This is a genomic window from Rhizobium sp. 10N414, from assembly GCF_056394785.1.
In genome coordinates this window covers 1-22,494 of sequence record NZ_JBFTIN010000012.1, presented here as the reverse complement: position 1 = coordinate 22,494, position 22,494 = coordinate 1, and the positions used below count along the sequence as shown (strand labels likewise).

The following is a 22,494-nucleotide window of genomic DNA, read 5'->3' as shown; positions in this document are numbered from 1 at the left end:
GTGCCTATTTGACCGGTTCTCCATTATGAGTAACGAGCGTCTTTGGTGGTTTATTTTCTCCTCTCGATTCCGGAGTTGACAGCGCCATGAACTTTTCTCGCTTGAGCCGTACCTGGATCATGTGGGGACAGCGCTGGTCGTCATGGTAGAGTTCCTGGCAGTGCATGCAGTAGATGCACTCGTTGACGTTGATGGGGCCTTCAGGGTGTATCGCTTGCACCGGACATTCCTTCGCGCAACGCTGGCAGGGCGTTCCACATTCGGGCCAGCGCTTCAACCATTCGAACGTCCGGATACGACCTGGAATGGCAAGTGCCGCCCCAAGCGGGCAGAGGTAGCGGCAGTAGAACCGCTCGATAAAGAGGCTGGCCACGAGGAGTAGCAAAGCGAAGACAACGAATGGCCAGTCACGGATGAACTTCAGGATGATCGCGGTCTTGAACGGCTCGATCTCCGAGAGCATCTCCGCATAGGCCATCGAATAGAACGACATTCCGAAAAGCCCAAGGAAGGTCATGTATTTGATTGGCCAAAGACGCTCGTGAAGTCCCCACGGAACTTTCACCTGGGGTATTCTGAGGCGCTTCGCAGCCTGGCTCAGCAGCTCCTGCAGCGCACCGAACGGGCAGAGCCATCCGCAGTACGGACCGCGCCCCCAAAACAGCAGACCGGCCGCCACCGCGGCCCAAAGGATGAAAATCAACGGTGCCGCGAGGAAGAACTCCCAACTGAAATTGGTGACCAGCGCGTTCGTGAATGTTAGGACGTTGACAACCGACAGCTGGGCGTTTGCGTACCATCCGAGCCAGACGAGGGTGAAAACGAGATACCCGGTACGGATCCATCCGAACAGCTTCGGACGTTTGACCAGCCAGTCCTGGAAGAAGAAGATTGCCGTCAGGACGAGGAGCGCAGCGACGATGATCGCAATCGAGGCTCTGTTCATACCCCACATGCGCTTCCACAGCGGAGGCTCGCCGGGTTCCGGTTTCGCTTCCGCCGGATCGCTCTTCCCGGCGGCGGCGACCGGGACCTGCTCTTGCGAGGAGGTCTGCGTCACGGTGTAGTAGGTGGACGGAAGGGCGTATGGGATCGTATAGGGGATGACGGACTTGTCGCGCGCGCCCGTGCTGCTGCGTTGCACGAGCATTTCCAGCTCCCACGGCTCGGTCACCTCGAAGGAGAATTCCGGCGGCACAACGAACAGCGCTATCTCCCTCAGGCGTGGTGCGTCCGACGGCGCGAGAGCCGCGATCCTCGTATGGTCGCGATCGCGAAATCGCAAACCTTGCCCGCTCTGTAGCAATTCGACGCGATCGAAGATGCCGCCGCGGACGTAGGCGGAGCCTTTAAAGGAGTATGCCCCGTCTCCGGCCACGAGGATCGCGGACTGTCCCGGCTTGAGCTGGGTGGCGAGGCGCTGATACGCGACATCTCCAAGGAGCGTCTTGCCGATTGCGGGGACGCTCACAGGCGCAATGTATAGATCGATGAAACGGTCTTCCGGGTTCGCGGTTTCCGGGTGCGAAGCCGCTTCCGGATGTGAGGCCTCTTCAAAGGCCTTCGAAACCTCGCCAACCGTCAACCGCAGGCTCCGGACCGAGCCGTCACCGAGGAGGGTCTGCCAGTCGCTCGCCTGGTCTCTCGAAAGGTCGAGCGTTTTGACAACTGAAACAGGTCTAACACCTGCCGGACCGCTCGCGCCCAGGCGCTTGCTCCGGATGAGGTTGACGGCGGAGCGAACGACGCTGTCGCCCATGACGAGCACCGTGACGGTCGCTCCACTGACGATATCCACCTCCGGCGGGCGCTCAGCCCCGGAGGCTACCCTTCCAAGGTCTTTGCCGATAATCGAATTCAAGGCGGCGACGACTTTGGCCTGGGGAATTCCGACGAGGACGATCGGCTCGTGGTGTTCTATGAGCTTGAAGCCCCTGATAATTCCGGACGGATCGATGCCAACTGCGATGTGGATCGGCTTACCAGAATAGCCAACCGAACTGGTAAAATCGGAATTGAGGTAGACATACCCAAGCAGAACGTCACCTCGATAGACCGGCGCGATGGGGGGGTCTCCCACGGTGTCGCCGAAGCGGTCGGCACCCTCGAAAAGCTCGCTTGGCTGAACTCTTTCAAGAAAGGTGGGAAGCTGCCCGGCTGCGAATGCGGGGGTTGTGGACGAGAGGCCGACGAACGCGACCGCAAGCACGAGCATGCTTGCTAACCATGACGACCGAACTTTCTTTGAAAAGTTCATTGCGCTGGCCTTGGATTTCTTTGCAGTTCCGAGATGAGAATGTATCCTAACCTCGGCCGAAGACAACTCCTCGTTGGAAAAACGTACGCGTTTCTAATGGGCCTATATCCGGCAAGGGGAAGGCCTAACAGGAGTGGACTGCATGCCAGCAAAGACCTCCGATCCTTGGCATCTAGCGTCGTTGGACGAGCTTTTGGCGCTTGGTCGTGCCATGGAACAGGAAGCAATAGAAGGTTACCTCGCCCTCGGTCTTAGAATGACGGAGATGGGACACCCCGAGCTTGCGGCAGTGTTCGATGCGCTGGTCGCCGAGGAACAGGGGCACTTGAGCAAAGTGAATGAATGGGAGAAAGCACTCGGATGCAAAACACTTGCGGTTTCCGCCTATCCCCCGGAACACCTGTTCGATGACGAAGGAGCTGGGAAAGTGGCTCCCGAGATGTTGAGCGCCTACCGCGCTTTCTCGATAGCCGTTCGCAACGAGGAACGCGCGTTCGTGTTCTGGTCCTACGTCTCGGCCCATGCCGGGTCGGACGACGTTAGAGATGCAGCCGAACGAATGGCCCGGGAGGAACTCGGCCATGTTGCAACATTGAGACGCGAGCGACGACTGGCATTTCACCGGGAACGAGATCAAACTCTAACGGTCGACAAAGGCGATTTGCCGATGCTTGAGCAGATATTGTCTGGACAGCTCAGATCGTTGACGGAACTATCAAGGACAGACGGAGGCGACGACCTCCTGGCTCTTTCAAAAGAAGCCGAGCTGAGGTCGAAATCGATGCGAGAATTCCCGCTACTTACCACTCCGCGCCCGGGGAAGGCGACACGAAAGGCGGTTGAAAGTGCTCTGCCGCTCTGCGAATTCCTAGCAGACTGCTACCTCGACATCGGAGATCGCGCGGCCGACGAGAAAGACGCCGGTCGGGCCCGCGAGTTCGCCTCGCAGGTCATTCACTGCCTCCGGGCTCTTCGAGGGCGCCAACTCTAGTATGATACGAGGGACGTTCGATCCGAAACTAGAATTCTTCCACAGAGGATGAACGGAAGATGGTGACGCCGTAGGCCACCGTCCATTGGAGCGTGATATTTTGCCCAAAGAGTAGGCGGAGCCATGAGGTGAGGGCGATACGCGGGGCGCTTTGGCGCTATCCATCACTAGCAAAACAAAAGCGCCCGCCTGGTAGGACGAGCGCTTCAAACTGCACATTGTCTTCGCGGACTTAGCGAGCGCCAGTTTTTGCGATCCGCTCGATTTCGCCGCGATTGATGCCAAGGTCATGGAGTGAGCGATTGCTCATGCGGCCCAGTTCGGAGACCGTCTGACGATACTTGCGCCAATTGTTAAAAGAGCGTGCGATGTTCATGATAAATCCCCTTTCCTGGGTTTTCGAAGTCAGCTGCCAGTCCGTGGCGCTTCGATTACTTCGATGTCGCTTATATATGATTGGTCAGACCAATTTTGCAGCGCGAAGATTGGATCTCAACTATGCGTAGATTGCATGTCGCGCGGTGAAAAGAGGTGTGACGTCTGCGCACTGGAAAGCGCAAAATCGACCGTGACCGTCACTAAAGCCGACAAAGACCTATCCTAGAAAAGTGCCCCGCCGTGAAGCGGGGCAAGGCCAGGGCTCCTGAGTGTCACATCGTCGGATGTGAGCGAAGCTGAAAACGTCGGCCGTTATGCCTTGGTTCCATCTCGATTGAGATCGAGCCCCCGCGCGGCATCGACAATATGCTTCAGCTGGCCGACGTCGCGTACGCCCTGCTGATAAAGCTCTATGGTGATTGCACCAATGCGATCTGCCTCCTCGGAGCCAGGCTCTATTCCGAACTCGTCGCAGATCGCGTCCAGAACAACGTGGCATTTGCGCAGGTCATCCGAATTCAAAGGCTCATCGTGGCGACTGAAGTTTTTGCGAGACATCACAACATCCTCCATGAAGAACATCTCGGTTGCCATCGCTAAAGAGGCCCCGCCAAGAAAGCGGGGCAAGCTCTGGGACTTAGGAAAGGTCGAGGCAAACCGCCTCTGGCCGATAAATGCGATTACCGGCCTTTTGTTCCGGCCGTGATCGAAGGTGCTTGTCGTCCAGCGGTTCCGTCAATGGCGGCTCCAAGCCGTACATATCCGCCGTATCGAACATGGTCGCACCGAGTTCCAGCGCGCTCCAGCGTTGCGCGGGATTCGATCTCGTCGGTTGCTCCATAGAAGTCGCTCATGCCCATACAGCCGAGGCCCTGCGCCCCGATCATGGGGCCGTCACGGCCAATCGGTTCGGAGCGGGGCCGTCTTCCCCATCAACGGCAAGTTCCGGGCTGAGTGCCTCAACGCCCACTGGTTCATGAGCCTTGACGACGCCCGCTTGAAGATGGAGGAGTTCCGGCCACACAGCGCGATTGGCAACAAGGTGCCGATTTCGCTGATGAACGGCTCATCGGCACCCCCGCCGAACTGAGCCTTAATCCCGGAAAATTCCAGCTCCCGCTGGCCCAAAATCGGGTAGCACTTCAAAAAACCGCTGGAGCGAACCTAAAACTGGATAAAACCTGGGGGCAAGGTCAATTCCTGATGTCATTAGGACGAAAGCGAACGGCCCCCAGCCGGATCGAAAAGATGCATGCGGTTCATGTTGAAGGAAAGCGGCATACGCGAACCTGGACGCGGCTCACTTTCCGGATCGACATTGGCGCAAAGGCTCACCGGCCCGATATCGAAGTAGATCATCGTCTCCGGTCCCAGCGGCTCAACGAGATCGATATTCGCCTCGACCGTTTCGAAGCCGGGTTTTGGTGTCAGACTCGATATCGATTCAGGCCGGATACCGAACACGACCGGGTTGCCTGCATGTGGCCGGTACTCCGCGGTCCGGGATGCGGGAACTGCAAGCTGGCTTCCGTCGTCGAGAACGACAACCAACCCGTCACCAACGCTCTCAAGCCTCGCGTTCAGGAAGTTCATCGACGGTGAGCCGATGAAGCCTGCTACGAACTGGCTGACAGGACGATGGTATAGTTCCTGCGGCGGACCCGCCTGTTCGATGATCCCGCCGCTCATGACGACGACACGGTCGGCCATCGTCATCGCTTCGACCTGGTCATGGGTGACATAAACAGTCGTGGTCGGAAGCAATTGATGCAGTCGCTTGATCTCAGTGCGCATCTGAACGCGCAGCTTGGCGTCAAGATTGGAAAGCGGCTCGTCGAATAGGAAGACCTTCGGGTTGCGTACGATGGCGCGCCCCATGGCGACACGCTGACGCTGCCCGCCCGAAAGCTGGCCGGGGCGCCGCGACAGAAGTTCCGTGATATGCAGCGTCTCGGCGGCGCGGTTGATGCGCTCGTCGATCTGCGCCTTCGGCAACTTCTGCTGTTCCAGGCAGAAGGAGATGTTCTCCCGGACACTCATATGCGGATAGAGCGCATAGTTCTGGAAGACCATGGCAATATCGCGCTTGCCTGGGCCGAGCCGATTGACGACCTGATCGCCGATGACGATATCGCCACCGGTGATATGTTCCAGGCCGGCGATCATGCGCAGCGTCGTAGATTTGCCGCAGCCCGACGGACCGACGAAGACGACAAACTCGTTGTCCTCGATCGCGAGGTTGATGCCGCGCACGGCTTCGTAGATGCCGTAGGATTTGACTACATTGCGAAGTTCAAGGCGAGCCATCGTGTTCCCCTACTTCTCGTGCAGCCAGACGGCCATGGCGCCCGGCTCTCTGTTTGCCCACAGGTGGTACGGGATCGCCTTGAAGCGCGTCGGCTTCAGCACCGGCGGTTGTGTGCGATAGAGCGTTTCCTGCCAGTCGGATGCATCCGCTTCTAACGCATCACCTTCAAGCACGGTCGCCCCACCAAGAAGCGTCTCGTCGAAGCTGACGGCGATCTCGCCCTGCGCCGGCAGTCTCAACCGTTGTGGTTCGGTGCCAAGATCGGCCTCCTCCACGCAGAAGATCACCGGGCCGCGCCGAAGTGCAAAGCGGCCGTTGTCTTCAGTCGCCGCGGGATGGGCGTAAAGGCGGTCGACCGGCATATCGAAAGCCAGCCTGACCGTATCGCCGTCCTTCCATTCCCGTTCGATCGCGGCGTAGCCCTTGGTGACATCGAGCTTGATGGCCTCGCCATTGGCGAAGACACGCGCGTCTCGGCACCAGCCTGGAATGCGAAACCGCAAGGTGAAGCGCTTTGCCTGATCGAGGCCAAGCGAGATGGCGACGTCGCCGTTCCACGGATATTGGCTCTTCTGCCGCAGGCGCAGGAAGGCGTTGCCGAGGGAAAGCTCGGCCGTGTTCTCACCATAGAGATGGATCGCCACCTCATCGGCCTTCGTGGAATAGAAATACTCGCCGAGCGACGTGATGAACCGGGCGATGTTGGTCGGGCAGCAAGGGCAGTAATGCCACTTCCAGCGACGATTTTGCCCATGGCTCTCCAGGACGTTCTCGTAGAAGTAATGTTCGCCGTCGCGCGAAATTCCGGAAAGGGCGCCGTTGTAGAGCACCGTCTCGAGCTTGTCGGTGAATTTGCTGTCGAGCTCGATCTGGGCCATGCGGTGGCTGAAGAAGCCGAGCGCGACAGCCGCACAGGTCTCGGCATAGGCGGTCTCGTTCGGCAGATCGTACTCGCGTGTGAAGCCTTCGTTGGACGCCGATGGGCCAAGCCCGCCGGTGACATAAAGCTGGCGCCCGACAAGATTGTCGAACAGCCGGTCACAGGCGCTCTTCAGGCTTTCATCGTCGTTTTCGAAGGCAAGATCCGCCATGGCGGAGAACAGGTACATCGCGCGGACGGCATGACCGACCACTTGGGTCTGTTCCCGCACCGGCATGTGGGCCTGGCTGTAGGCGTAAGTCTGGAACACGTAGCTTGCGGGATCCTCGCCACGCTTGCGCGCTTCATTGTCGTAGTAGGAAGGCATCTGGCCGCGCTCGTCGACAAAGTAGCTCGCCAGCTTCAGGTGGCGCGGATCCTTGGTCACACGGTAAAGCTTGACGAGTGCGAGCTCGATCTCCTCGTGTGCGTCGTAACCGCGAAGCTTGCCGGGCTCGCGACCGAAGGTATCGATGATATGATCGACCGCGCGGATCATCACGTCAAGGAAGCGACGCTTTCCCGTCGCTTCGAAATAGGCGACGGCTCCCTCCAGGAGATGGCCCATCGAATACATCTCATGGAGATCGCGCAGGTTGGTCCAACGGTTCTCCGGCTCGCGGCGGATGAACCAGCTGTTCAGATAGCCATCTGCCATCTGGCCGTGCTCAAGTTTCTCGACGATCGCATCGATCTTCGCCTCGACATCAGGATTGGGATTATTCTTCAGCGTGTAGCTCGCTGCCTCGATCCACTTGCCGAAATCGGAATCGAAGAAGTGCTGCATCGACAGGCCGCTCGGCTGGATAGGACGAGCAAGCGGACCGGCTGGCTTGTCGAAATCGAGGACTTCGAGGAAGCCTTCCTCGTCCAGCCGCATGTGCTGCGTCGGAATGGTGACGTCGCGGACGGTTTCCGTCCAGCTTTTCCAGAAACCGCCGTCGAACGTGACGCGGGCGTGGTCGGCCGGGATGTAGCGGTCGATCGGCAACCGCGGCTGTGCTTTCGGGGCATTAGACATGAAGACTCCTTGAGCGGGCGGACCGCTTCTCATTTCACGGCGCCGGCCGTCAGGCCGCGCACATAGTAGCGTTGCAGAAGAAGGAAGAGGATGATGCAGGGGATCATGGTGACCGCGATGCCAGCCTGCAATGCGCCCCAATCGATGATGCCGTAGAGGCCCGACGACACGTTCACCAGCATGATTGGCAGGGTGAACTTGTTCTGGTCCGACAGGAAAATAAGGGCGGCCAGGAACTCGTTCCACGAATTTAGGAAGGCAAACATCGCCACCGTCGCTACGCCGGGCAAGGCGATCGGCAACATGATCCGCCGCAGGATCGTTGCCTGCGAGGCGCCATCGATCCGCGCCGCCTCGATCAGCGCCTTGGGCACGGCATCAAAGGCATTGCGCATCATGAAGACGGAAAACGGCAGCTGGAACGTGACATAGATCAGAATAAGCCCGAACAGGCTGTTCTGAAGGCTGAGCATCTTCAGGATCAGGAACAGCGGCGTCAGGATCGACTGAAACGGGATCATCATCGTCGCCATGATCAGGACGAACAGCATCGACTGGCCGGGGAACTTGAACTTGGAGAAACCGTAGCCCGCAGGAACCGAGACGATGACGGTCAGCAGCACCGTCCCGACCGCGATCAGCACGGAGTTGCCCGCATAGACGTACCATCCGGCACCGACATTCTCGAGACGACGGTAGTTTTCCAGCGAGAACGTCTTCGAGAACAGCGCAGCCGGATTGGCGAGCGCTTCCGCAGCCGGCTTGAACGAATTCGCCAGCGACCAGACGATCGGCATGATGAAGAAGATCGCAAACAGGATCGAAGCGAGCAGGAAGAGCAGATAGCCGGCTTGGCCGCCGCGTGGGTTGCCGCTTGGATTGGATTGGGTGGAGGTCATCAGCCTTCCTCCGCGCGTTCGCGCAACAGCACGAATTGAATGGCACTAATGGCAACCAGAACGACCAGCAGCGCAAAGGAGAGCGCAGAGCCGTAACCGAGCCGGTAGGACGAGAAGGATGCGAGGTAGATCGAGAACACAGCCGAAATCGTGCTGTTTTCGGGGCCGCCTTGCGTGATGATGAAGAACTGGTCGAAGGCGAGCATTGACGAGGTGACGTTAAGAACCAGGGCCAGGACCAGCGAATTGCGCATGAGCGGCAGCGTGATCCGGCGAAAACGACTGAACACGCTGGCGCCGTCGATCTTGGCTGCCTCAATCACGTCGTTGGAAATGCCCTGCAGACCGGTCAGCAGAATGACCATGGTGAAGCCGGCGGTCTTCCAGACGACCATCAGGATGATCACCGCAAGCGCGGGCCAAAAGCTCTCAAGCGGCCGCGGTGCTGCGCTGATAAGGCCGATGCCGCGCAGGACCTGGGCAAAGACGCCGCTGTCGGGGTTGAGCAACCACATCCAGAGCGTGGATGCCGCGCCGAAGCCGATGACAACGGGCATGAAGAAGATCGTTCGGAAGACGCCGGCAGATCGAAACGGGCGATCGACGAGCAGCGCCAACGGAAAGGCCACAGCAAAGATCGCGGCCGTTACCAGCACCGTGTATAGCATGGTAAAGCCCAGCGAGTGCCAGAGCTGCATATCACCAAGGAGTTCATCGTAATTGGCAAAGCCGATGAATTTCTTACGCCCAAGCAGGGGCCAGTTGTAGAAGCTCATCCATATCGTCATGGCGAGCGGAACAAGAAACAGCACCAGGATAAACAGGAAGCCGGGCAGGATGAATGCCAGTCCGAGCCAGCCCTGTGGCTCCGGTTCCCCGGCGATCGGCAGCTTCATATCCTTTGTCGGGTTATCGACCACTATCATTCCTCGAAGAACTCGAAATGCGCATCAGCGATTGGACAAGTGCGGGGCGAAAGGCCGCCCCGCACTCAGCTGTTACGGGTTTGTGCGATCGAGGATCTTGGTGAAGTCGTCCTGTGCCTTCTTGATCGATTCATCGACGTCATCGCCGAAGATCGTGCCCTGGATCAGATTGAGGAACGGGCCGGTGCGGCTGACGAACAGCTCGTCGGACGAGAACGTGTAAGGCGTGCGGGCCTTCGCCAGGATGTCATAGGCTATGAGGTTACGCTGATCGAACTTCGCGTAGGCTTCCTTGGCGAGATCCGTACGCGACGGCATGCCGGATTCCTGCGTGATGTAGACCTGCTGCTCGGGCTCCATGTAGAACTTCACGAAGTCGAGGGCGACCTTCTTCTTCTCCTCGCTGAGGCCCTTGATGAGCGCCAGCGTATCGCCGCCGGCAAAGCTAGACGCACCGCCCTTCGGGCCGGGGATCGGAGCAACTGCGAACTTCACATCCGGATACTTGCTGGTGAGCAAGTTGACGATATAGGAGCCGGTCATGAGGATGCCGACCTTGCCCGATGCGAAGGCCTCGACGGCATTGTTGCCGTTGCCCGAGCGCGAGGTCGGGTGGATGGCGCCAGACTTCCACATGTCGCGGTAAGCCGCAACGGTATCACGCAATGCCGGTGTATCGACGGTGGCGGCGCGGCCGTCATCGCTCAGCACATCGGCGCCAGCGCCCCATAGATGTGGCAGGAAGTCGTAGATCAGCCAGCTGCCGGAATTGGCGACGAAATAGAAGCCGTAGGTTTCTTTGTCCAGCGCATGGATCTTCTTGGCGTCGGCAGCAATCTCTTCGAGCGAGGCCGGCGCCTTGTCCGAATCGAGACCGGCCTTCGTGAAGAGGTCGGTGTTGTAGGCAATGATCGAAGCGTCAGGCAATGCGGGCACGCCGTACACCTTGCCATCGTAGGTCGCCAGGCGAATATGCGAGGGGCTCAGTGCGGCGGCGTATGGAAGACCCTTTACGAAGTCGCTGATGTCTTCAAGGCTGTCGTTTGCGGCAAAGGTCGGGAGATAGATGAGGTCGAGGACTGCGCCGTCGGGCGCCGCGCCGCCGGCGATCGCTGCACCGAGCTTTGGCACCATCTGTTCAGCGGTGATCTGGGTTACGTTGACCTTGTCGGAATGGGCGGCGTTGTATTTTTCAGCAAGCCCTTGGAGCACTGCCCCCGATGACGTACGCACCCATAGCGTGATTTCTTCAGCGCTGGCGAGGCAAGTGCTCGCCAATAGTGCAACAGCTGCAATCGTAGTTTTTAGACCGTACATGCGGGTTCCCCTTCTCTTATGCGAGGCTCCAGGACCTCAAGACGAAGGCAACGTTAGATGAGAAAATATTCCATGTCGACATGACCGCGCCGCAAACCGAACGAGTTTTTGATAAAACCTTTTATCTCCTATATTTTTTCTGTTAAAAGGTTTTAGCAAGTAGGCTAGGAGTGAGCGAATTTGAACGATTCAGACCATAGGCGCCGGACAATTCGCGACGTGGCGAAAGCTGCGGGTGTCAGCATTTCGACCGCCTCGAACGCTTTGAACGGGACGGGGCGAACCAACGCCGAGACGCGTGAAAAGGTCAAACGGATTGCCGACGAACTTGGCTTTCGGCCGAATGCGCTCGCGCGTGGGTTGTTGACTAAGCGCAGCCATGCCATCGGGATGCTGACGAACGACACCTATGGTCGACTGACGCTCCCAATGGCGGCCGGCGTCTCAGAAATCCTCGTCGACCACGGAGTCTCGCTCTTCCTCTGCGCGACCAACAATGACCCGCGGCTCGCCAAGCTCCATCTCGATGCGTTGCTGGACCGCCAGGTCGACGGGATCATCTTCACCGCCACGCGGATCGATCTCGAGCCGCCGCCCGAACTCCTGAAACTCAGGATACCGGTTATCTACGCATTCGCGCAGGGACCTGCAGATAGATTGAGCTTCCATCCTGATGATGCCCAGGGTGCGCGCATTGCCGTGCAACATCTCCAGACCCTGGGCAGGTCACGCATCCTGCACATCACCGGCGTGCAGAACTACCTCGCCGCCCGGATCCGTGCGGATGCCTATAGGGAACTTGTGGGCTCATCCGGCCAAGTGATGTTCGGCGAGTGGTCCGAAGAATGGGGACACTCAGCAATTGATGCTGTCTATTCGCAATCAGGCCCAAAACCTGATGCAATCTTCTGTGGAAGCGACGAAATTGCGCGCGGCGTCATCGATGCGCTTCGCGACCGGGGTGTGTCGATCCCTGACGACGTCGCCGTCGTTGGGTTCGATAACTGGGAGGTCGTCTCGAAGCAAACACGACCACCGCTCACGACGATCGACATGGAACTCAAGGAAATCGGGCATCGTGCGGGCCTCGCGATCCTCGCGCTTTCGCGCCGCGAAAAGCTGGAGCCGGGCATCGTTCGGCTTCCTTGCAGCATCGCGGCACGAGGCTCCGCGTGACACATGAAAACGCCCGGTTGCCAAGCTTGCGGGCTAAATTAGATCCTGCGCGCTAAAGACCACCCGCGAACGCGCTTCGAGCCCCGAGGTCTATCACGGATTGTTCGCCATCGACCTTGGCTAATGCGGAAGCGGGCCTTTCGCCTAATTTTTCTTCGTGCCCAATTTTCACGCTTGACAGCGGGATTGCGGGTGTCATTGTAAAGCGGTTTAGTAAATCGCTTTACAAGCTTAGCTATCCTGTCAGGGAGACATGATGTCCAGCAAGCGTGCTACAAGCCTGAAGGATGTCGCCGATGCCGCTGGCGTATCGGTAGCGACGGTATCACGGCTTCTGAACGGTTCGCTTCAACTTCCCCCTGAAACCAAAGAGCGCATCGACAAGGCAATCCGGGAACTTCGCTACGAGCCGAACCCGCATGCGCGCCGTCTGAGCCGCGGCCGTTCGGAGACGATCGGTCTTGTGGTGCCGGATATTGCCAATCCGTTCTTCGCAACGCTTGTTGCTGCTGTAGAGCACGAGGCGGATAAGCGCGGCCTCGCCCTGTCGCTGCATGCGACGCTCAACCGCCCTGGCCGTGAGATCTCATATGTGACGGGGCTTGCGCGCAACCATGTTGATGGCCTCATCTTCGTTACCAACCATCCAGACGACGGCGAACTGGCAGCAGTGATCAACCAGGCTGGCAAGGTCGTCATCGTCGACGAAGACGTGCCGAATGCGATAGTGCCGAAACTCTTCGCCGATAACGAGGAGGGTGGCTATCTCGCGGGTCGGCATCTAGCAGACCATGGGCATAGGCACATCGTCTACATCGGCGGCCCACAGGAAATGATCAGCACACGCCGCCGCTTCCTCGGACTGGAACGCGCGCTTTTGGAGCGGGGAGAGCCGTTCCAGGTGACACGCTACGAGGGCAGCTTCACGGTGGAATTTGGCCGGCAGGCGGCGCGCCGTTTTATCGATGAGGGCAAGCAGGCGACGGGCATCTTTGCCAGTTCGGACGAAATAGCGATCGGCTTGATCGAAGTGCTGCTTGCCGAGGGCGTCTCGGTTCCCGGCGAGGTTTCGGTGATCGGGTTCGACGACGTCGGACCGCTACATCTTTTTGCACCGCCGCTGACCGCCATACGCCAGCCCGTCCGGGCGCTTGGCGAACGCGCCTTGGCGCTGCTTCTCGAAACAAACTGGCAGGAGCCCGAGACCTTGCGCTCCGAGGAACTGCTGCCGGTCGAAATCGTCGTGCGGAACTCCGTTGCACCGCCGTCGAAACAATAAAAAAGCAACGAAGATGAACCTAACCAGAGGAACAAGACATGACTATTCTGACACGCAGGACGTTTACGACTGCACTCGCGACCACGGTCTTTGCGGGTATCTCGTTCGGGAGTGCCTTCGCCGCTGAAAAGACCTTCGCGCTTGTGCAGATCAACCAGCAGGCGCTGTTCTTCAACCAGATGAACGAAGGCGCGCAAAAGGCGGCCGACGCGGCCGGCGCCAAGCTGGTGATCTTCAACGCCAACAACGACCCGGCCGCGCAAAACAGCGCCATCGAAACCTATATCCAGCAGAAGGTCGACGGCCTCGCGGTCGTTGCCATCGACGTTAATGGCATCATGCCGGCCGTGCAGCAGGCCGCCGCCGCGGGCATTCCCGTTGTCGCCATCGATGCGATTCTCCCGGAGGGCCCGCAGAAGGCGCAGATCGGCGTCGACAATGCCAAGGCCGGTGCCGACATGGGCAAGTTCTTCCTCGACTATGTGAAAAGTAACATGGGCGGCAAGGTGAAGTATGGCGTTGTCGGCGCACTGAACTCCTTCATCCAGAATGTCCGCCAGGAAGGCTTCGAAAAGACCGTCAAAAGTGTCGAAGGCGTCACCACCGCCGGCGTCGTCGATGGACAGAACATCCAGGACAACGCGCTGGCCGCCGCTGAAAACCTTATCACCGGCAACCCCGACATGAACGCAGTTTACGCCACCGGCGAGCCAGCGCTGATGGGCGCCATCGCCGCTGTCGAAAGCCAGGGCAAGCAGTCTGATGTCAAGATCTTCGGGTGGGATCTGACCGCCCAGGCAATCGCCGGCATCGACGCGGGCTACGTCACCGCCGTGATCCAGCAGGATCCCTCCGCCATGGGTGCGGCGGCCGTCGATGCCCTGAAGAAGATCTCGGACGGCGGCAGCGTCGAGAAGACGATCTCGGTGCCGATCACTATCGTCACCAAGGAGAATGTCGAACCTTACCGGGCCGTTTTCAAATGATCTCTGACAGACAGCACCCAACCGCTGTCGCAGGATCCGGGGGCGGAGAAATCCTCCCCCGGCAGTCCGGCGAAGGCGGCAATCGCCAGCCCCGCATTTCCCTGAAGGGCATCCGCAAGAACTTCGGCTCGCATCAGGCGCTGCGCGGCGTCGATCTCGACATTTATCCCGGCGAATGCCTGGGATTGGTCGGCGACAACGCAGCCGGCAAGTCGACGCTGACCAAGGTCATCTCCGGTACCTATATCCCCGATGACGGCACGATCGCCGTCGACGGACATGAGGTTCGCTTCAGCGGACCGGCCGACGCCCGCGATAGGAATATCGAAATGGTGTTTCAGGACCTCAGCCTGTGCGACCATGTCGATGTGGTCGGCAATCTGTTTCTGGGCCGCGAACTGACCAAGGGACCGTTCCTCGACCGCGCGCGCATGCTGACCGAGGCCCGCGCCATGCTGGATGCGCTCGAGATCCGCATCCCACGACTTGGTGCTAAGGTGGAGAAACTGTCAGGCGGTCAGCGGCAGGCGATCGCTATCGCGCGCGCCGCCTCCTTCAATCCGAAGGTGCTGATCATGGACGAGCCGACATCGGCTCTTGCCGTCGCGGAAGTCGAGGCCGTGCTCAACCTGATCAACCGCGTCAAGGCCAAAGGGGTCTCTGTCATCCTGATCACCCACCGTCTGCAGGATCTCTTCCGTGTCTGCGACCGTATCGCCGTCATGTACGAAGGCACCAAGGTCGCCGAACGCGATATCGCCAAGACCGACCTGCAGGATCTTGTGCAGCTCATCGTCGGAGGGCAGAAGCATTGAGCGCCTATACCGAACGCGCGGCCGGATCGCCGGTCGCGGACTTCCTTTCCGAACACGCGCAGGTGCTGTCGATCACCGCGTTCTTCCTCGCTTGCCTCGTCTTCTTCTCCGCCACCACGGACACGTTCCTGACGCTCGGCAATATCCTCAACGTCGTGCGCCAGGCGGCTCCCATCCTGGTTGTCGCGGTCGCGATGACGCTTGTCATCATCACCGGCGGCATCGATCTTTCCGTCGGTTCGCAGGTGGCGCTGGTCAATGCGGTGGCGGCAATCATCATGGCCATGGGCTATCCATGGCCGACTGTAGTGATCGGCATGATCGCCTTTGGCGCGCTGATGGGCATCGCCCAGGGCTGGTTCATTGCCTATCAGGGCATCCCGGCCTTCATCGTCACGCTCGCGGGCCTCTCCATTCTGCGAGGTTTCGCGCTGTGGCTGACGCAGGGATATTCGATCCCGATCAAGGATGCGCCCGGCTTCTTCTGGCTCGGCCGGGGCGAGTTCCTCGGGCTTCCGGTTCCGGCGCTGATAGCCGTGCTTGTAACCGTGGTCGGCTACGTTGTGATCGCCTACACGAAATACGGCCGGCAGGTCGTCGCGGTCGGCTCCAATCTCGAGGCCGCACGCCGTGTCGGCATGCCGGCGAAATGGATCGTTGCCTCGGTCTACATGGTGTCAGGGATTGCCTGCGCATTGGCCGGACTTCTGATCGCTGCCCGTCTCGGCTCCGGCTCGTCCAACGCAGCCGTCGGGTTCGAACTGCAGGTCATCGCGGCCGTGGTGCTCGGCGGCACATCGCTGATGGGCGGACGCGGCAGCATTCTCGGCACGGTGCTCGGGACACTCACCATCGCCGTCATCGGCAATGGGCTGATCCTGATGCACATCTCGCCCTTCTTCACGCAGATCGTGACGGGCGCCATCATCCTCGTGGCAATCTGGCTCAACACCAAGATCTTTACCACTAACTTCCGCTTCGGCGGAAAGAAGAAGTGAGGTCGGCATGAGCGAACTTTCAGAAGCCCATGTGCGTTCGGGCAAGGTGATGACGGTAGCGGGGGCAATCCCTGCTTCCGCTCTCGGCATCACGCTGATGCACGAGCATATCCTCAACGACTGCCGCTGCTGGTGGCATGCACCGAAGACGCCGGAGCGCCAGTACCTCTCCGAGAGCTTCGTCTGCATGGAGATCCTGAGCGAGCTGCGCCAGGATCCCTTCGTCAACAAGCACAACATTACGCTGGATGATGAGCCGCTGGCCATCACCGAGCTCAAGGATTTCGCCGCACATGGCGGCCACACCGTTGTCGAGCCGACCTGCCAGGGCATCGGTCGAGATCCCCGGGCACTGAAGCGGATATCGCAGGCTTCCGGGCTCAATATTATCATGGGCGCCGGCTACTATCTTGGCTCGTCGCATCCGGCAAAGGTCGCCGGCATGACGATCGACCAGATCGCCGACGAGATTGTTCAGGAAGCAACCGCCGGCGTAGATGGCACTGACATCAAGGTCGGATTAATCGGCGAGATCGGGGTGTCCTCGGATTTCACCGATCAGGAAGAGAAGTCACTGAGGGCGGCGGCGCGGGCGCAGGCGCGCACCGGTCTTCCGCTGATGGTGCATCTGCCCGGCTGGTTCCGGCTCGGCCACAAGGTGCTTGATATCGCCGCGGTGGAGGGAGCGGAGCTTCGCCACACCGTGCTCTGCCACATGAACCCGTCGCATGACGACCTTGCCTATCAGGGCGAGCTCGCCTCGCGCGGTGCCTTCCTGGAATACGACATGATCGGCATGGATTTCTTCTACGCCGACCAGCAGGTGCAGTGCCCGAGCGACGAGGAGGCGGCGCGCGCCATCGTCAAGCTGGTGGAGCAGGGGCATATCGATCGCATCCTCCTTTCCCACGACGTCTTCCTGAAGATGATGCTGACGCGCTACGGAGGCAATGGCTATGCCTACATTCTCAAGCACTTCTTGCCGCGGCTGAAGCGACACGGGCTGACCGATCAACAGCTCGATATTCTCATGTGCGACAATCCGAGATCGGTATTCGAGGCCAAGGCCTGACCGCAGAACGTTTATAGAAATGGAAAGACCATGACAAAAAAAGTCCTCCTCGTCGGCGAGAGCTGGGTCAGCTCCGCCACCCATTACAAAGGCTTCGACCAGTTCGGAAGCGTCACCTTCCATCTCGGCGCCGAGCCGCTGGTAAAGGCGCTCGAAGGCAGTGAGTACGAGCTGACCTACATGCCGGCCCATGAGGCAGTTGAAAAATTCCCCTTCGATATGGCGGGTCTCGACGTCTATGACGTGATCATCCTGTCGGATATCGGCGCGAACTCGCTGCTGCTGCCGCCCGCTGTCTGGCTGCATTCGAAGACGGTGCCGAACCGGTTGAAGCTCATCAAGGCCTGGGTGGAAAAGGGCGGCGGCCTGTTGATGGTCGGCGGCTATTTCTCCTTCCAAGGCATCGACGGCAAGGCGCGTTGGCGCCGCACGCCGGTCGAGGATGTGCTCCCCGTCACCTGCCTGCCATATGACGACCGCGTCGAGATTCCAGAAGGCACGGGAGCTGTCATCACCAAGGCGGACCACCCGACGGTTGCCGGCATGGGCGGTGAATGGCCGCTGCTGCTCGGCGTCAACGAGGTGGAGGTGCGCGACCGCGCCGACGTCGAAGTCGTCGCCCGCCTGCCGGATGATCAGGGCGGCCATCCGCTGCTCGTCACCGGAACGTTCAAAAAGGGGCGCAGCGCGGCGTGGACATCCGATATCGGCCCGCACTGGCTGTCGCCCGCCTTCTGCGAATGGGAAGGCTACGGCCGCCTGTGGAAGAATATCCTCGGCTGGCTGAGCGACAAGCGCTGAGGCGTCGATGGTCCTTGGCGCGCTTCAGCGCGCCAGGATCGCCTGCAGCTCCTCGGTGGTCGGGAAGGCCGAGCGGGTACCGCGGCGGCTGACTGTCAGGGCGGAGGCGGAGGCGGCGTGGCCGATGGCGCGGGGGTCGAGCTCGACGCCGCGCAACGCGGCGGAAGCCAGCGCCACCGCCATGAAGGTGTCACCGGCGCCTGTTGTGTCGATGGCCTTGGTGGACACGGCCGGAATGGTGGCGATAGCGGCCCCACGGCTTGCCAGCAGGGCGCCGTCGCCGCCGAGCGTCAGAACGACGTGGCGCACGCCCGATTGCAGCAGCTTTTCGGTCGCGGCCGTGTCGGATGAACCGGTGAGGCTCTCCGCCTCGCCTCGGTTCAGGAATGCGATGTCGACCAGCGGCCAGAAGTCGCCGAAATAGGGCCTGAGGGGCGAGGGGTTGAAGGCGGTAACGAGGTCGCGGCGGCGGGCTTCCTGGAGCAGGCCAAGCGTGGTTGCCTCGCTGAGATTGCCCTGCAGGACAATGAGGTCGCCTGACACGGCGGTGTCGAGCGCGGCGATGGCCTCTCCCGGCGTCAGTGATCCGGCTGAATCGGTGGTGGTGACGATGGCGTTTTCGCCATCAGGCGTGGTGAAGATGATGGAGAAGTCGCTGGAACGGCCGGCAAGCGCAATCAGCTTGGCCTCGACCGGTTCCGGCGCCAGTTGATCGCGAATGGTCTGGGCGCGGAAATCCTCGCCCACGGCCGCAACGAGGGTGGTGGGGAGGCCCGTGCGGGCCATGACCACGGCCTGGTTCGCACCCTTGCCGCCAAGGTCGCGCGTTTCTTCGCGGCCAAGGATCGAAGCCCCGGCTTCCGGCATGGTCGACACGGATATGGTTTCGTCGACGGCGACGTTACCGATGACATGAGCACGAACATTGGCAGGCATGGCTGGCCTTCGAAAGGAAATGAAAATGCAGACGATTTCGGATAACAATTCAAGCGCCATAAGGGAAATATTCGGCACTGACAAGGCGCTGATCGGGATGATCCATTGCTCGCCCTTTCCCGGCGCCCCGCGCTACCGCGGCGCGACTGTCGATGCAATCTACGATGTCGCGATGCGCGATGCCGAGGCACTGATCGAGGGCGGCCTGCATGGCCTGATCATCGAAAACCACGGCGATATTCCCTTCTCGAAGCCCGAGGATATCGGCCCCGAGACATCCGCCTTCATGTCCGTCGTCACCGACCGGATCAGACGGGCGACCGGCATCCCGATGGGCATCAACGTGCTTGCAAACGCCCCAATCCCGGCCTTCGCCATCGCCATGGCCGGCGGCGCCAGGTTTATCCGTGTAAACCAGTGGGCCAACGCCTATGTCGCCAACGAGGGCTTTATGGAAGGTCGCGCGGCCGAAGCGATGCGCTACCGCTCGGCTCTGCGTGCCGAGCACATCAAGGTCTTCGCCGACAGCCATGTGAAGCATGGCGCGCACGCGATCACCGCCGACCGGACGATCGAAGAACTGACCCGCGATCTCGCCTTCTTCGACGCTGATGTGGTGATTGCCACCGGCCAGCGCACCGGCAATTCGGCGACCGTGGAGGAGATCGAGACGATCGGCGCCGCGACCCATCTGCCGCTGCTCGTCGGCTCTGGCGTTACGAAGGAAAATATCGTCGAGATCCTGAAGCGGACGAACGGCGTCATCGTCGCGTCCTCGCTCAAGGAAGGCGGCGTCTGGTGGAATCCTGTGGAGCTCTCCCGCGTCAAGGCCTTCGTCGAAGCCGCGCGTCCCGGTCTGGAAGGCTGATATGAGCGAGACACTGTCCGAGCAGATCCTGCGTGAAAATGCCGCCGTCTTCGATGCGATGGTAACCCATCGTTTCGTCAAGGACATCGAGGCAAACCGGCTCTCGAAGGAAGTCTTCGAACGCTACCTCGTTTTCGAGGGCGCCTTCGTCGATACCGCCATCTCGATCTTTGCCTTTGCAGCCGCCAAGGCAGAGACGATCGCCCAGAAGCGCTGGCTGATCGGCGTTCTCGATGCGCTGGCCAACCAGCAGATCGCCTATTTCGAAAAGACCTTCGCCGAGCGCGGTATTGATCCCGCGGCCTACAACACGGCGGTCCCCGAAGTGGCGGCGTTCCGCGACGACATGCTGGCGATCTCTCGGGATGGTGGCTACCTCGACACGGTCGCCGCCATGTTTGCCGCCGAGTGGATGTACTGGACCTGGTCGAAGAAGGCCACCCGTTACGAGGTGAGCGATCCGCTACTCAAGGAGTGGGTGGACCTGCACGCGCATGAGGACTTCGCCGCCCAGGCGATGTGGCTGAAGGCAGAGCTCGATGACGCCGGCGAGGGCATGAGCCTGGAGGAACGTTCCCGCCTCAGCGGCATCTTCGGCCGCGCGCAGGCGCTGGAGATCGCCTTCCACGACGCTCCTTATCTCTGAGGTGAAACCATGCTCGATATAGACGGCGATCGTCTCAACGCCCGGCTCGAAACCTTCGCCGCCATCGGCGGCACGGCGAAGGGCGGCGTCAATCGCCAGGCGCTGACAGAAGGCGACCGCCGGGCGCGGCGGCTTCTGGCCGAGCTTGCCTGGGCGAGGGGATTCCTCGTCTTTCAGGACCCGATGGCCAACCTCTTCATCCGACGCAAGGGCCGGGACGATACGCTCGCGCCGGTGATCATCGGCAGTCATCTCGACAGCCAGCCGGCCGGTGGTCGGTTCGACGGCGCGCTTGGGACGCTGTCCGCTTTCGAGGTGCTGGAGAGCCTGGAGGACGCGGGGATCGAGACGGCGCGTCCCGTTGTCGTCGTCTCCTGGACCAACGAGGAGGGGTGCCGCTTTGCACCGGGATGCATGGGATCCATGGCCTTTTCGGCGGGTGAGATCCCGGCCGCCTGGCAGGGCAAGATCGCCACCGATGGCGCAGGCTTTGCCGAGGAACTGGCGCTGACGATTGCGAGCCTGCCGGAGGCCGAGATGCTGCCGCTCGGCTTTCCGGTTCACGCCTATATCGAAGTCCATATCGAGCAGGGGCCCTCTCTCGAGGCGAACGACATTCCGATCGGCGTGGTAAAGGGTATCCAGGGCACGCGTTGGCTGGATGTGTCGGTTACGGGGCAGACGGCCCATGCCGGCACGACTGGACTGTCGTACCGCCGCGACCCACTGCGCGCGCTGACCGCGGCGCTGTCTGGCCTCTACGAGGCGGTGATGCCAGCCGATCCGGACGCGCGGTTTACGGTTGGGCGGATCTCAGCCGAGCCTGGCTCGGTCAATGCGATCCCGGACAAGGTCCACTGCACAGTCGATATGCGTCATCCAGAGCCATCGCGGCTGGATGATATCGAACGGCTCGTGACATCGCGAATAGCGGAGGAAGCGAAGCGGCAGGGATGCACGACTGAGATCGCCCGATCGTTCGATATGGCGCCCTGCGTCTTTTCCGACGCATTGCAGCGGGCAATCGAGCAGGCAGTAGCTGCGCGCGGGGTCAAAAACACGGTAATGCTATCAGGGGCCTTTCACGATGCTCTATTCGTTAATCGCGTTGCGCCGGCAGCGATGATCTTCGTTCCGTGCCGCGATGGGCTCAGTCACAACGAGGCCGAGTATGTCGAGCCTGCGCATGCCGTCATCGGCTGTGATGTGTTGGCACAGGCGACGCTTGCAATTGCCTGCGAGGGCGAAAATCGGCGCTCATGAGTTTGGATTGAAATATTTTCAATTCGGCCAATTTGAAGGATTACTTCCAAGGATTGATCGACAATCCGAGTTTGCCGCATAAAGTTAGACAAACTTTGGAATGCCGTTTCTTTGTAGTTCGCGAAACGAGCCCATACGCTTGAAGCGCTTCAATTGGCAGGCGCGCGATGGGCGACGCCCGGAGCGAGGTGAAGCAACGTCATATGAAAATTGCACGAGACCGATCCTGCATATGACAAGGGTGTCGCCGACGCTCTCGCAAAACTTGGATCGCTCTAGCGAACGAAATTCGGGGCAGCCTCGGCTGTCTCGTCCTGCCTGTCGTAATGCAGTGAGCCGTCACGGCGGAGCTGTGATGCGTAACGAAATCCAAACTGACATGATCGGCCGCCGCGTGGCCTGATCTTCGCTCCTCTTGGCCATATCTGGGCGCTGGTCGGAGGCAAGGCCGAGGGGATGTCACCAGCGGCGTAATCCTGTCGCATATATCGTAAGCGGTCAGCCGATGGCGTGGGACTTGAAGTTCCACGGCATGAGCGCCTCGAGCTCAGATACAGGCCAGCCTTGAGCGATGCGGGTCAGGGTCTGGGAGAGCCAGTCGAGTGGATCGACGTTGTTCATCTTGGCTGTCTGCAAGA

General features: G+C 60.2%; 21 protein-coding genes and 1 pseudogene. 12 read left to right on the top strand and 10 right to left on the bottom strand.

All coding sequences use genetic code 11. The features are described from left to right. Positions 1 to 4: 4 nt before the first annotated feature. On the bottom strand, positions 5 to 2,215 hold the full coding sequence (locus AC1DE4_RS13350; protein WP_246779293.1) for a NosR/NirI family protein: 2,211 nt from the start codon (positions 2,213 to 2,215) through the stop codon (positions 5 to 7). A 184-nt stretch (positions 2,216 to 2,399) separates the two neighbouring features. Here AC1DE4_RS13350 and AC1DE4_RS13345 point away from each other — a divergent pair, with 184 nt between their 5' ends. Then, positions 2,400 to 3,248: a ferritin-like domain-containing protein gene (locus AC1DE4_RS13345; RefSeq protein ID WP_192241789.1), complete on the top strand. Its 849-nt coding sequence runs from the start codon at positions 2,400 to 2,402 to the stop codon at positions 3,246 to 3,248. Positions 3,249 to 3,480: 232 nt separating this feature from the next. Here AC1DE4_RS13345 and AC1DE4_RS13340 read toward each other — a convergent pair whose 3' ends face one another. Both AC1DE4_RS13340 and AC1DE4_RS13335 read right to left on the bottom strand, forming a co-directional pair. Further along, positions 3,481 to 3,624 (bottom strand): DUF1127 domain-containing protein, encoded by a 144-nt coding sequence (locus AC1DE4_RS13340; RefSeq protein ID WP_477881579.1) that lies wholly within the window; start codon positions 3,622 to 3,624, stop codon positions 3,481 to 3,483. A 314-nt stretch (positions 3,625 to 3,938) separates the two neighbouring features. Then, positions 3,939 to 4,184: a hypothetical protein gene (locus AC1DE4_RS13335; protein WP_192241787.1), complete on the bottom strand. Its 246-nt coding sequence runs from the start codon at positions 4,182 to 4,184 to the stop codon at positions 3,939 to 3,941. A gap of 328 nt (positions 4,185 to 4,512) precedes the next feature. Between AC1DE4_RS13335 and AC1DE4_RS13330 the strand changes: the two are divergent. Beyond that, positions 4,513 to 4,716, top strand: a pseudogene (locus tag AC1DE4_RS13330) (integrase core domain-containing protein); the annotation flags it as partial. A 119-nt stretch (positions 4,717 to 4,835) separates the two neighbouring features. Here AC1DE4_RS13330 and AC1DE4_RS13325 read toward each other — a convergent pair. The 5 genes from AC1DE4_RS13325 to AC1DE4_RS13305 all read right to left on the bottom strand — a co-directional run bounded on the left by AC1DE4_RS13325 (position 4,836) and on the right by AC1DE4_RS13305 (position 11,016). Continuing rightward, complete coding sequence (locus AC1DE4_RS13325) at positions 4,836 to 5,933, bottom strand: ABC transporter ATP-binding protein (RefSeq protein WP_029792829.1); 1,098 nt, start codon at positions 5,931 to 5,933, stop codon at positions 4,836 to 4,838. Positions 5,934 to 5,942: 9 nt separating this feature from the next. Beyond that, positions 5,943 to 7,874: a glycoside hydrolase family 127 protein gene (locus tag AC1DE4_RS13320; RefSeq protein WP_192241786.1), complete on the bottom strand. Its 1,932-nt coding sequence runs from the start codon at positions 7,872 to 7,874 to the stop codon at positions 5,943 to 5,945. Between the two features lie 29 nt (positions 7,875 to 7,903). Continuing rightward, on the bottom strand, positions 7,904 to 8,773 hold the full coding sequence (locus AC1DE4_RS13315) for an ABC transporter permease subunit (protein WP_029792511.1): 870 nt from the start codon (positions 8,771 to 8,773) through the stop codon (positions 7,904 to 7,906). Further along, positions 8,773 to 9,699, bottom strand: a complete 927-nt coding sequence (locus tag AC1DE4_RS13310) for a carbohydrate ABC transporter permease (protein WP_246779292.1) — start codon at positions 9,697 to 9,699, stop codon at positions 8,773 to 8,775. Before AC1DE4_RS13310 ends, AC1DE4_RS13315 begins: the two co-directional genes overlap by 1 nt. A gap of 72 nt (positions 9,700 to 9,771) precedes the next feature. After that, entirely contained in the window at positions 9,772 to 11,016 is a 1,245-nt protein-coding gene (locus tag AC1DE4_RS13305; protein WP_029792513.1) for an ABC transporter substrate-binding protein, read from the bottom strand. Positions 11,017 to 11,196: 180 nt separating this feature from the next. Here AC1DE4_RS13305 and AC1DE4_RS13300 point away from each other — a divergent pair, with 180 nt between their 5' ends. The 7 genes from AC1DE4_RS13300 to AC1DE4_RS13270 all read left to right on the top strand — a co-directional run bounded on the left by AC1DE4_RS13300 (position 11,197) and on the right by AC1DE4_RS13270 (position 18,143). Beyond that, complete coding sequence (locus tag AC1DE4_RS13300) at positions 11,197 to 12,192, top strand: LacI family DNA-binding transcriptional regulator (RefSeq protein WP_029792514.1); 996 nt, start codon at positions 11,197 to 11,199, stop codon at positions 12,190 to 12,192. A gap of 256 nt (positions 12,193 to 12,448) precedes the next feature. Beyond that, on the top strand, positions 12,449 to 13,471 hold the full coding sequence (locus AC1DE4_RS13295; protein WP_029792517.1) for a LacI family DNA-binding transcriptional regulator: 1,023 nt from the start codon (positions 12,449 to 12,451) through the stop codon (positions 13,469 to 13,471). Between the two features lie 38 nt (positions 13,472 to 13,509). Next, the gene (locus tag AC1DE4_RS13290; protein WP_025661799.1) at positions 13,510 to 14,457 is read left to right on the top strand and encodes an ABC transporter substrate-binding protein; all 948 of its coding nucleotides are present in this window, start codon (positions 13,510 to 13,512) and stop codon (positions 14,455 to 14,457) included. Next, positions 14,454 to 15,272 carry an ATP-binding cassette domain-containing protein gene (locus AC1DE4_RS13285; RefSeq protein ID WP_025661800.1) on the top strand — a complete coding sequence of 273 codons (819 nt, stop codon included), beginning with the start codon at positions 14,454 to 14,456 and terminating at the stop codon, positions 15,270 to 15,272. Before AC1DE4_RS13290 ends, AC1DE4_RS13285 begins: the two co-directional genes overlap by 4 nt. Continuing rightward, on the top strand, positions 15,269 to 16,270 hold the full coding sequence (locus AC1DE4_RS13280; RefSeq protein WP_192241784.1) for an ABC transporter permease: 1,002 nt from the start codon (positions 15,269 to 15,271) through the stop codon (positions 16,268 to 16,270). The genes AC1DE4_RS13285 and AC1DE4_RS13280 overlap by 4 nt, the downstream gene beginning before the upstream one ends. A gap of 7 nt (positions 16,271 to 16,277) precedes the next feature. Then, positions 16,278 to 17,342: a phosphotriesterase family protein gene (locus tag AC1DE4_RS13275; RefSeq protein ID WP_192241783.1), complete on the top strand. Its 1,065-nt coding sequence runs from the start codon at positions 16,278 to 16,280 to the stop codon at positions 17,340 to 17,342. Positions 17,343 to 17,372: 30 nt separating this feature from the next. Beyond that, positions 17,373 to 18,143 carry a glutamine amidotransferase gene (locus AC1DE4_RS13270; RefSeq protein ID WP_477881573.1) on the top strand — a complete coding sequence of 257 codons (771 nt, stop codon included), beginning with the start codon at positions 17,373 to 17,375 and terminating at the stop codon, positions 18,141 to 18,143. Between the two features lie 24 nt (positions 18,144 to 18,167). Here AC1DE4_RS13270 and AC1DE4_RS13265 read toward each other — a convergent pair whose 3' ends face one another. Continuing rightward, positions 18,168 to 19,079: a ribokinase gene (locus AC1DE4_RS13265; RefSeq protein ID WP_477881571.1), complete on the bottom strand. Its 912-nt coding sequence runs from the start codon at positions 19,077 to 19,079 to the stop codon at positions 18,168 to 18,170. A 25-nt stretch (positions 19,080 to 19,104) separates the two neighbouring features. Here AC1DE4_RS13265 and AC1DE4_RS13260 point away from each other — a divergent pair, with 25 nt between their 5' ends. From AC1DE4_RS13260 to AC1DE4_RS13250, 3 genes are read left to right on the top strand one after another with little or no spacing between them, the layout of a single operon-like run. After that, positions 19,105 to 19,947, top strand: a complete 843-nt coding sequence (locus tag AC1DE4_RS13260; RefSeq protein ID WP_025661805.1) for a BtpA/SgcQ family protein — start codon at positions 19,105 to 19,107, stop codon at positions 19,945 to 19,947. Position 19,948: 1 nt separating this feature from the next. Continuing rightward, positions 19,949 to 20,593: a thiaminase II/PqqC family protein gene (locus AC1DE4_RS13255; RefSeq protein WP_029792523.1), complete on the top strand. Its 645-nt coding sequence runs from the start codon at positions 19,949 to 19,951 to the stop codon at positions 20,591 to 20,593. Positions 20,594 to 20,602: 9 nt separating this feature from the next. Beyond that, positions 20,603 to 21,856, top strand: coding sequence for a Zn-dependent hydrolase (locus AC1DE4_RS13250; RefSeq protein WP_477881568.1), 1,254 nt, complete (start codon positions 20,603 to 20,605; stop codon positions 21,854 to 21,856). Positions 21,857 to 22,354: 498 nt separating this feature from the next. On the opposite strand, the gene AC1DE4_RS13245 is transcribed toward AC1DE4_RS13250, so the two are convergent. Then, a partial coding sequence (locus AC1DE4_RS13245; protein WP_477881099.1) for a transposase domain-containing protein occupies positions 22,355 to 22,494 on the bottom strand: 140 nt, incomplete at its 5' end.

Bases quoted from the DNA above. Each gene is read 5' to 3' on its own strand.
- AC1DE4_RS13320 (WP_192241786.1), bottom strand. From the start codon at position 7,874: ATGTCTAATGCCCCGAAAGCACAGCCGCGGTTGCCGATCGACCGCTAC.
- AC1DE4_RS13350 (WP_246779293.1), bottom strand. From the start codon at position 2,215: ATGCTCGTGCTTGCGGTCGCGTTCGTCGGCCTCTCGTCCACAACCCCC.
- AC1DE4_RS13335 (WP_192241787.1), bottom strand. From the start codon at position 4,184: ATGTCTCGCAAAAACTTCAGTCGCCACGATGAGCCTTTGAATTCGGAT.
- AC1DE4_RS13345 (WP_192241789.1), top strand. From the start codon at position 2,400: ATGCCAGCAAAGACCTCCGATCCTTGGCATCTAGCGTCGTTGGACGAG.
- AC1DE4_RS13315 (WP_029792511.1), bottom strand. From the start codon at position 8,773: ATGACCTCCACCCAATCCAATCCAAGCGGCAACCCACGCGGCGGCCAA.
- AC1DE4_RS13325 (WP_029792829.1), bottom strand. From the start codon at position 5,933: ATGGCTCGCCTTGAACTTCGCAATGTAGTCAAATCCTACGGCATCTAC.
- AC1DE4_RS13305 (WP_029792513.1), bottom strand. From the start codon at position 11,016: ATGTACGGTCTAAAAACTACGATTGCAGCTGTTGCACTATTGGCGAGC.
- AC1DE4_RS13265 (WP_477881571.1), bottom strand. From the start codon at position 19,079: ATGCCTGCCAATGTTCGTGCTCATGTCATCGGTAACGTCGCCGTCGAC.
- AC1DE4_RS13310 (WP_246779292.1), bottom strand. From the start codon at position 9,699: ATGATAGTGGTCGATAACCCGACAAAGGATATGAAGCTGCCGATCGCC.
- AC1DE4_RS13250 (WP_477881568.1), top strand. From the start codon at position 20,603: ATGCTCGATATAGACGGCGATCGTCTCAACGCCCGGCTCGAAACCTTC.
- AC1DE4_RS13255 (WP_029792523.1), top strand. From the start codon at position 19,949: ATGAGCGAGACACTGTCCGAGCAGATCCTGCGTGAAAATGCCGCCGTC.
- AC1DE4_RS13295 (WP_029792517.1), top strand. From the start codon at position 12,449: ATGTCCAGCAAGCGTGCTACAAGCCTGAAGGATGTCGCCGATGCCGCT.
- AC1DE4_RS13270 (WP_477881573.1), top strand. From the start codon at position 17,373: ATGACAAAAAAAGTCCTCCTCGTCGGCGAGAGCTGGGTCAGCTCCGCC.
- AC1DE4_RS13285 (WP_025661800.1), top strand. From the start codon at position 14,454: ATGATCTCTGACAGACAGCACCCAACCGCTGTCGCAGGATCCGGGGGC.
- AC1DE4_RS13260 (WP_025661805.1), top strand. From the start codon at position 19,105: ATGCAGACGATTTCGGATAACAATTCAAGCGCCATAAGGGAAATATTC.
- AC1DE4_RS13340 (WP_477881579.1), bottom strand. From the start codon at position 3,624: ATGAACATCGCACGCTCTTTTAACAATTGGCGCAAGTATCGTCAGACG.
- AC1DE4_RS13290 (WP_025661799.1), top strand. From the start codon at position 13,510: ATGACTATTCTGACACGCAGGACGTTTACGACTGCACTCGCGACCACG.
- AC1DE4_RS13275 (WP_192241783.1), top strand. From the start codon at position 16,278: ATGAGCGAACTTTCAGAAGCCCATGTGCGTTCGGGCAAGGTGATGACG.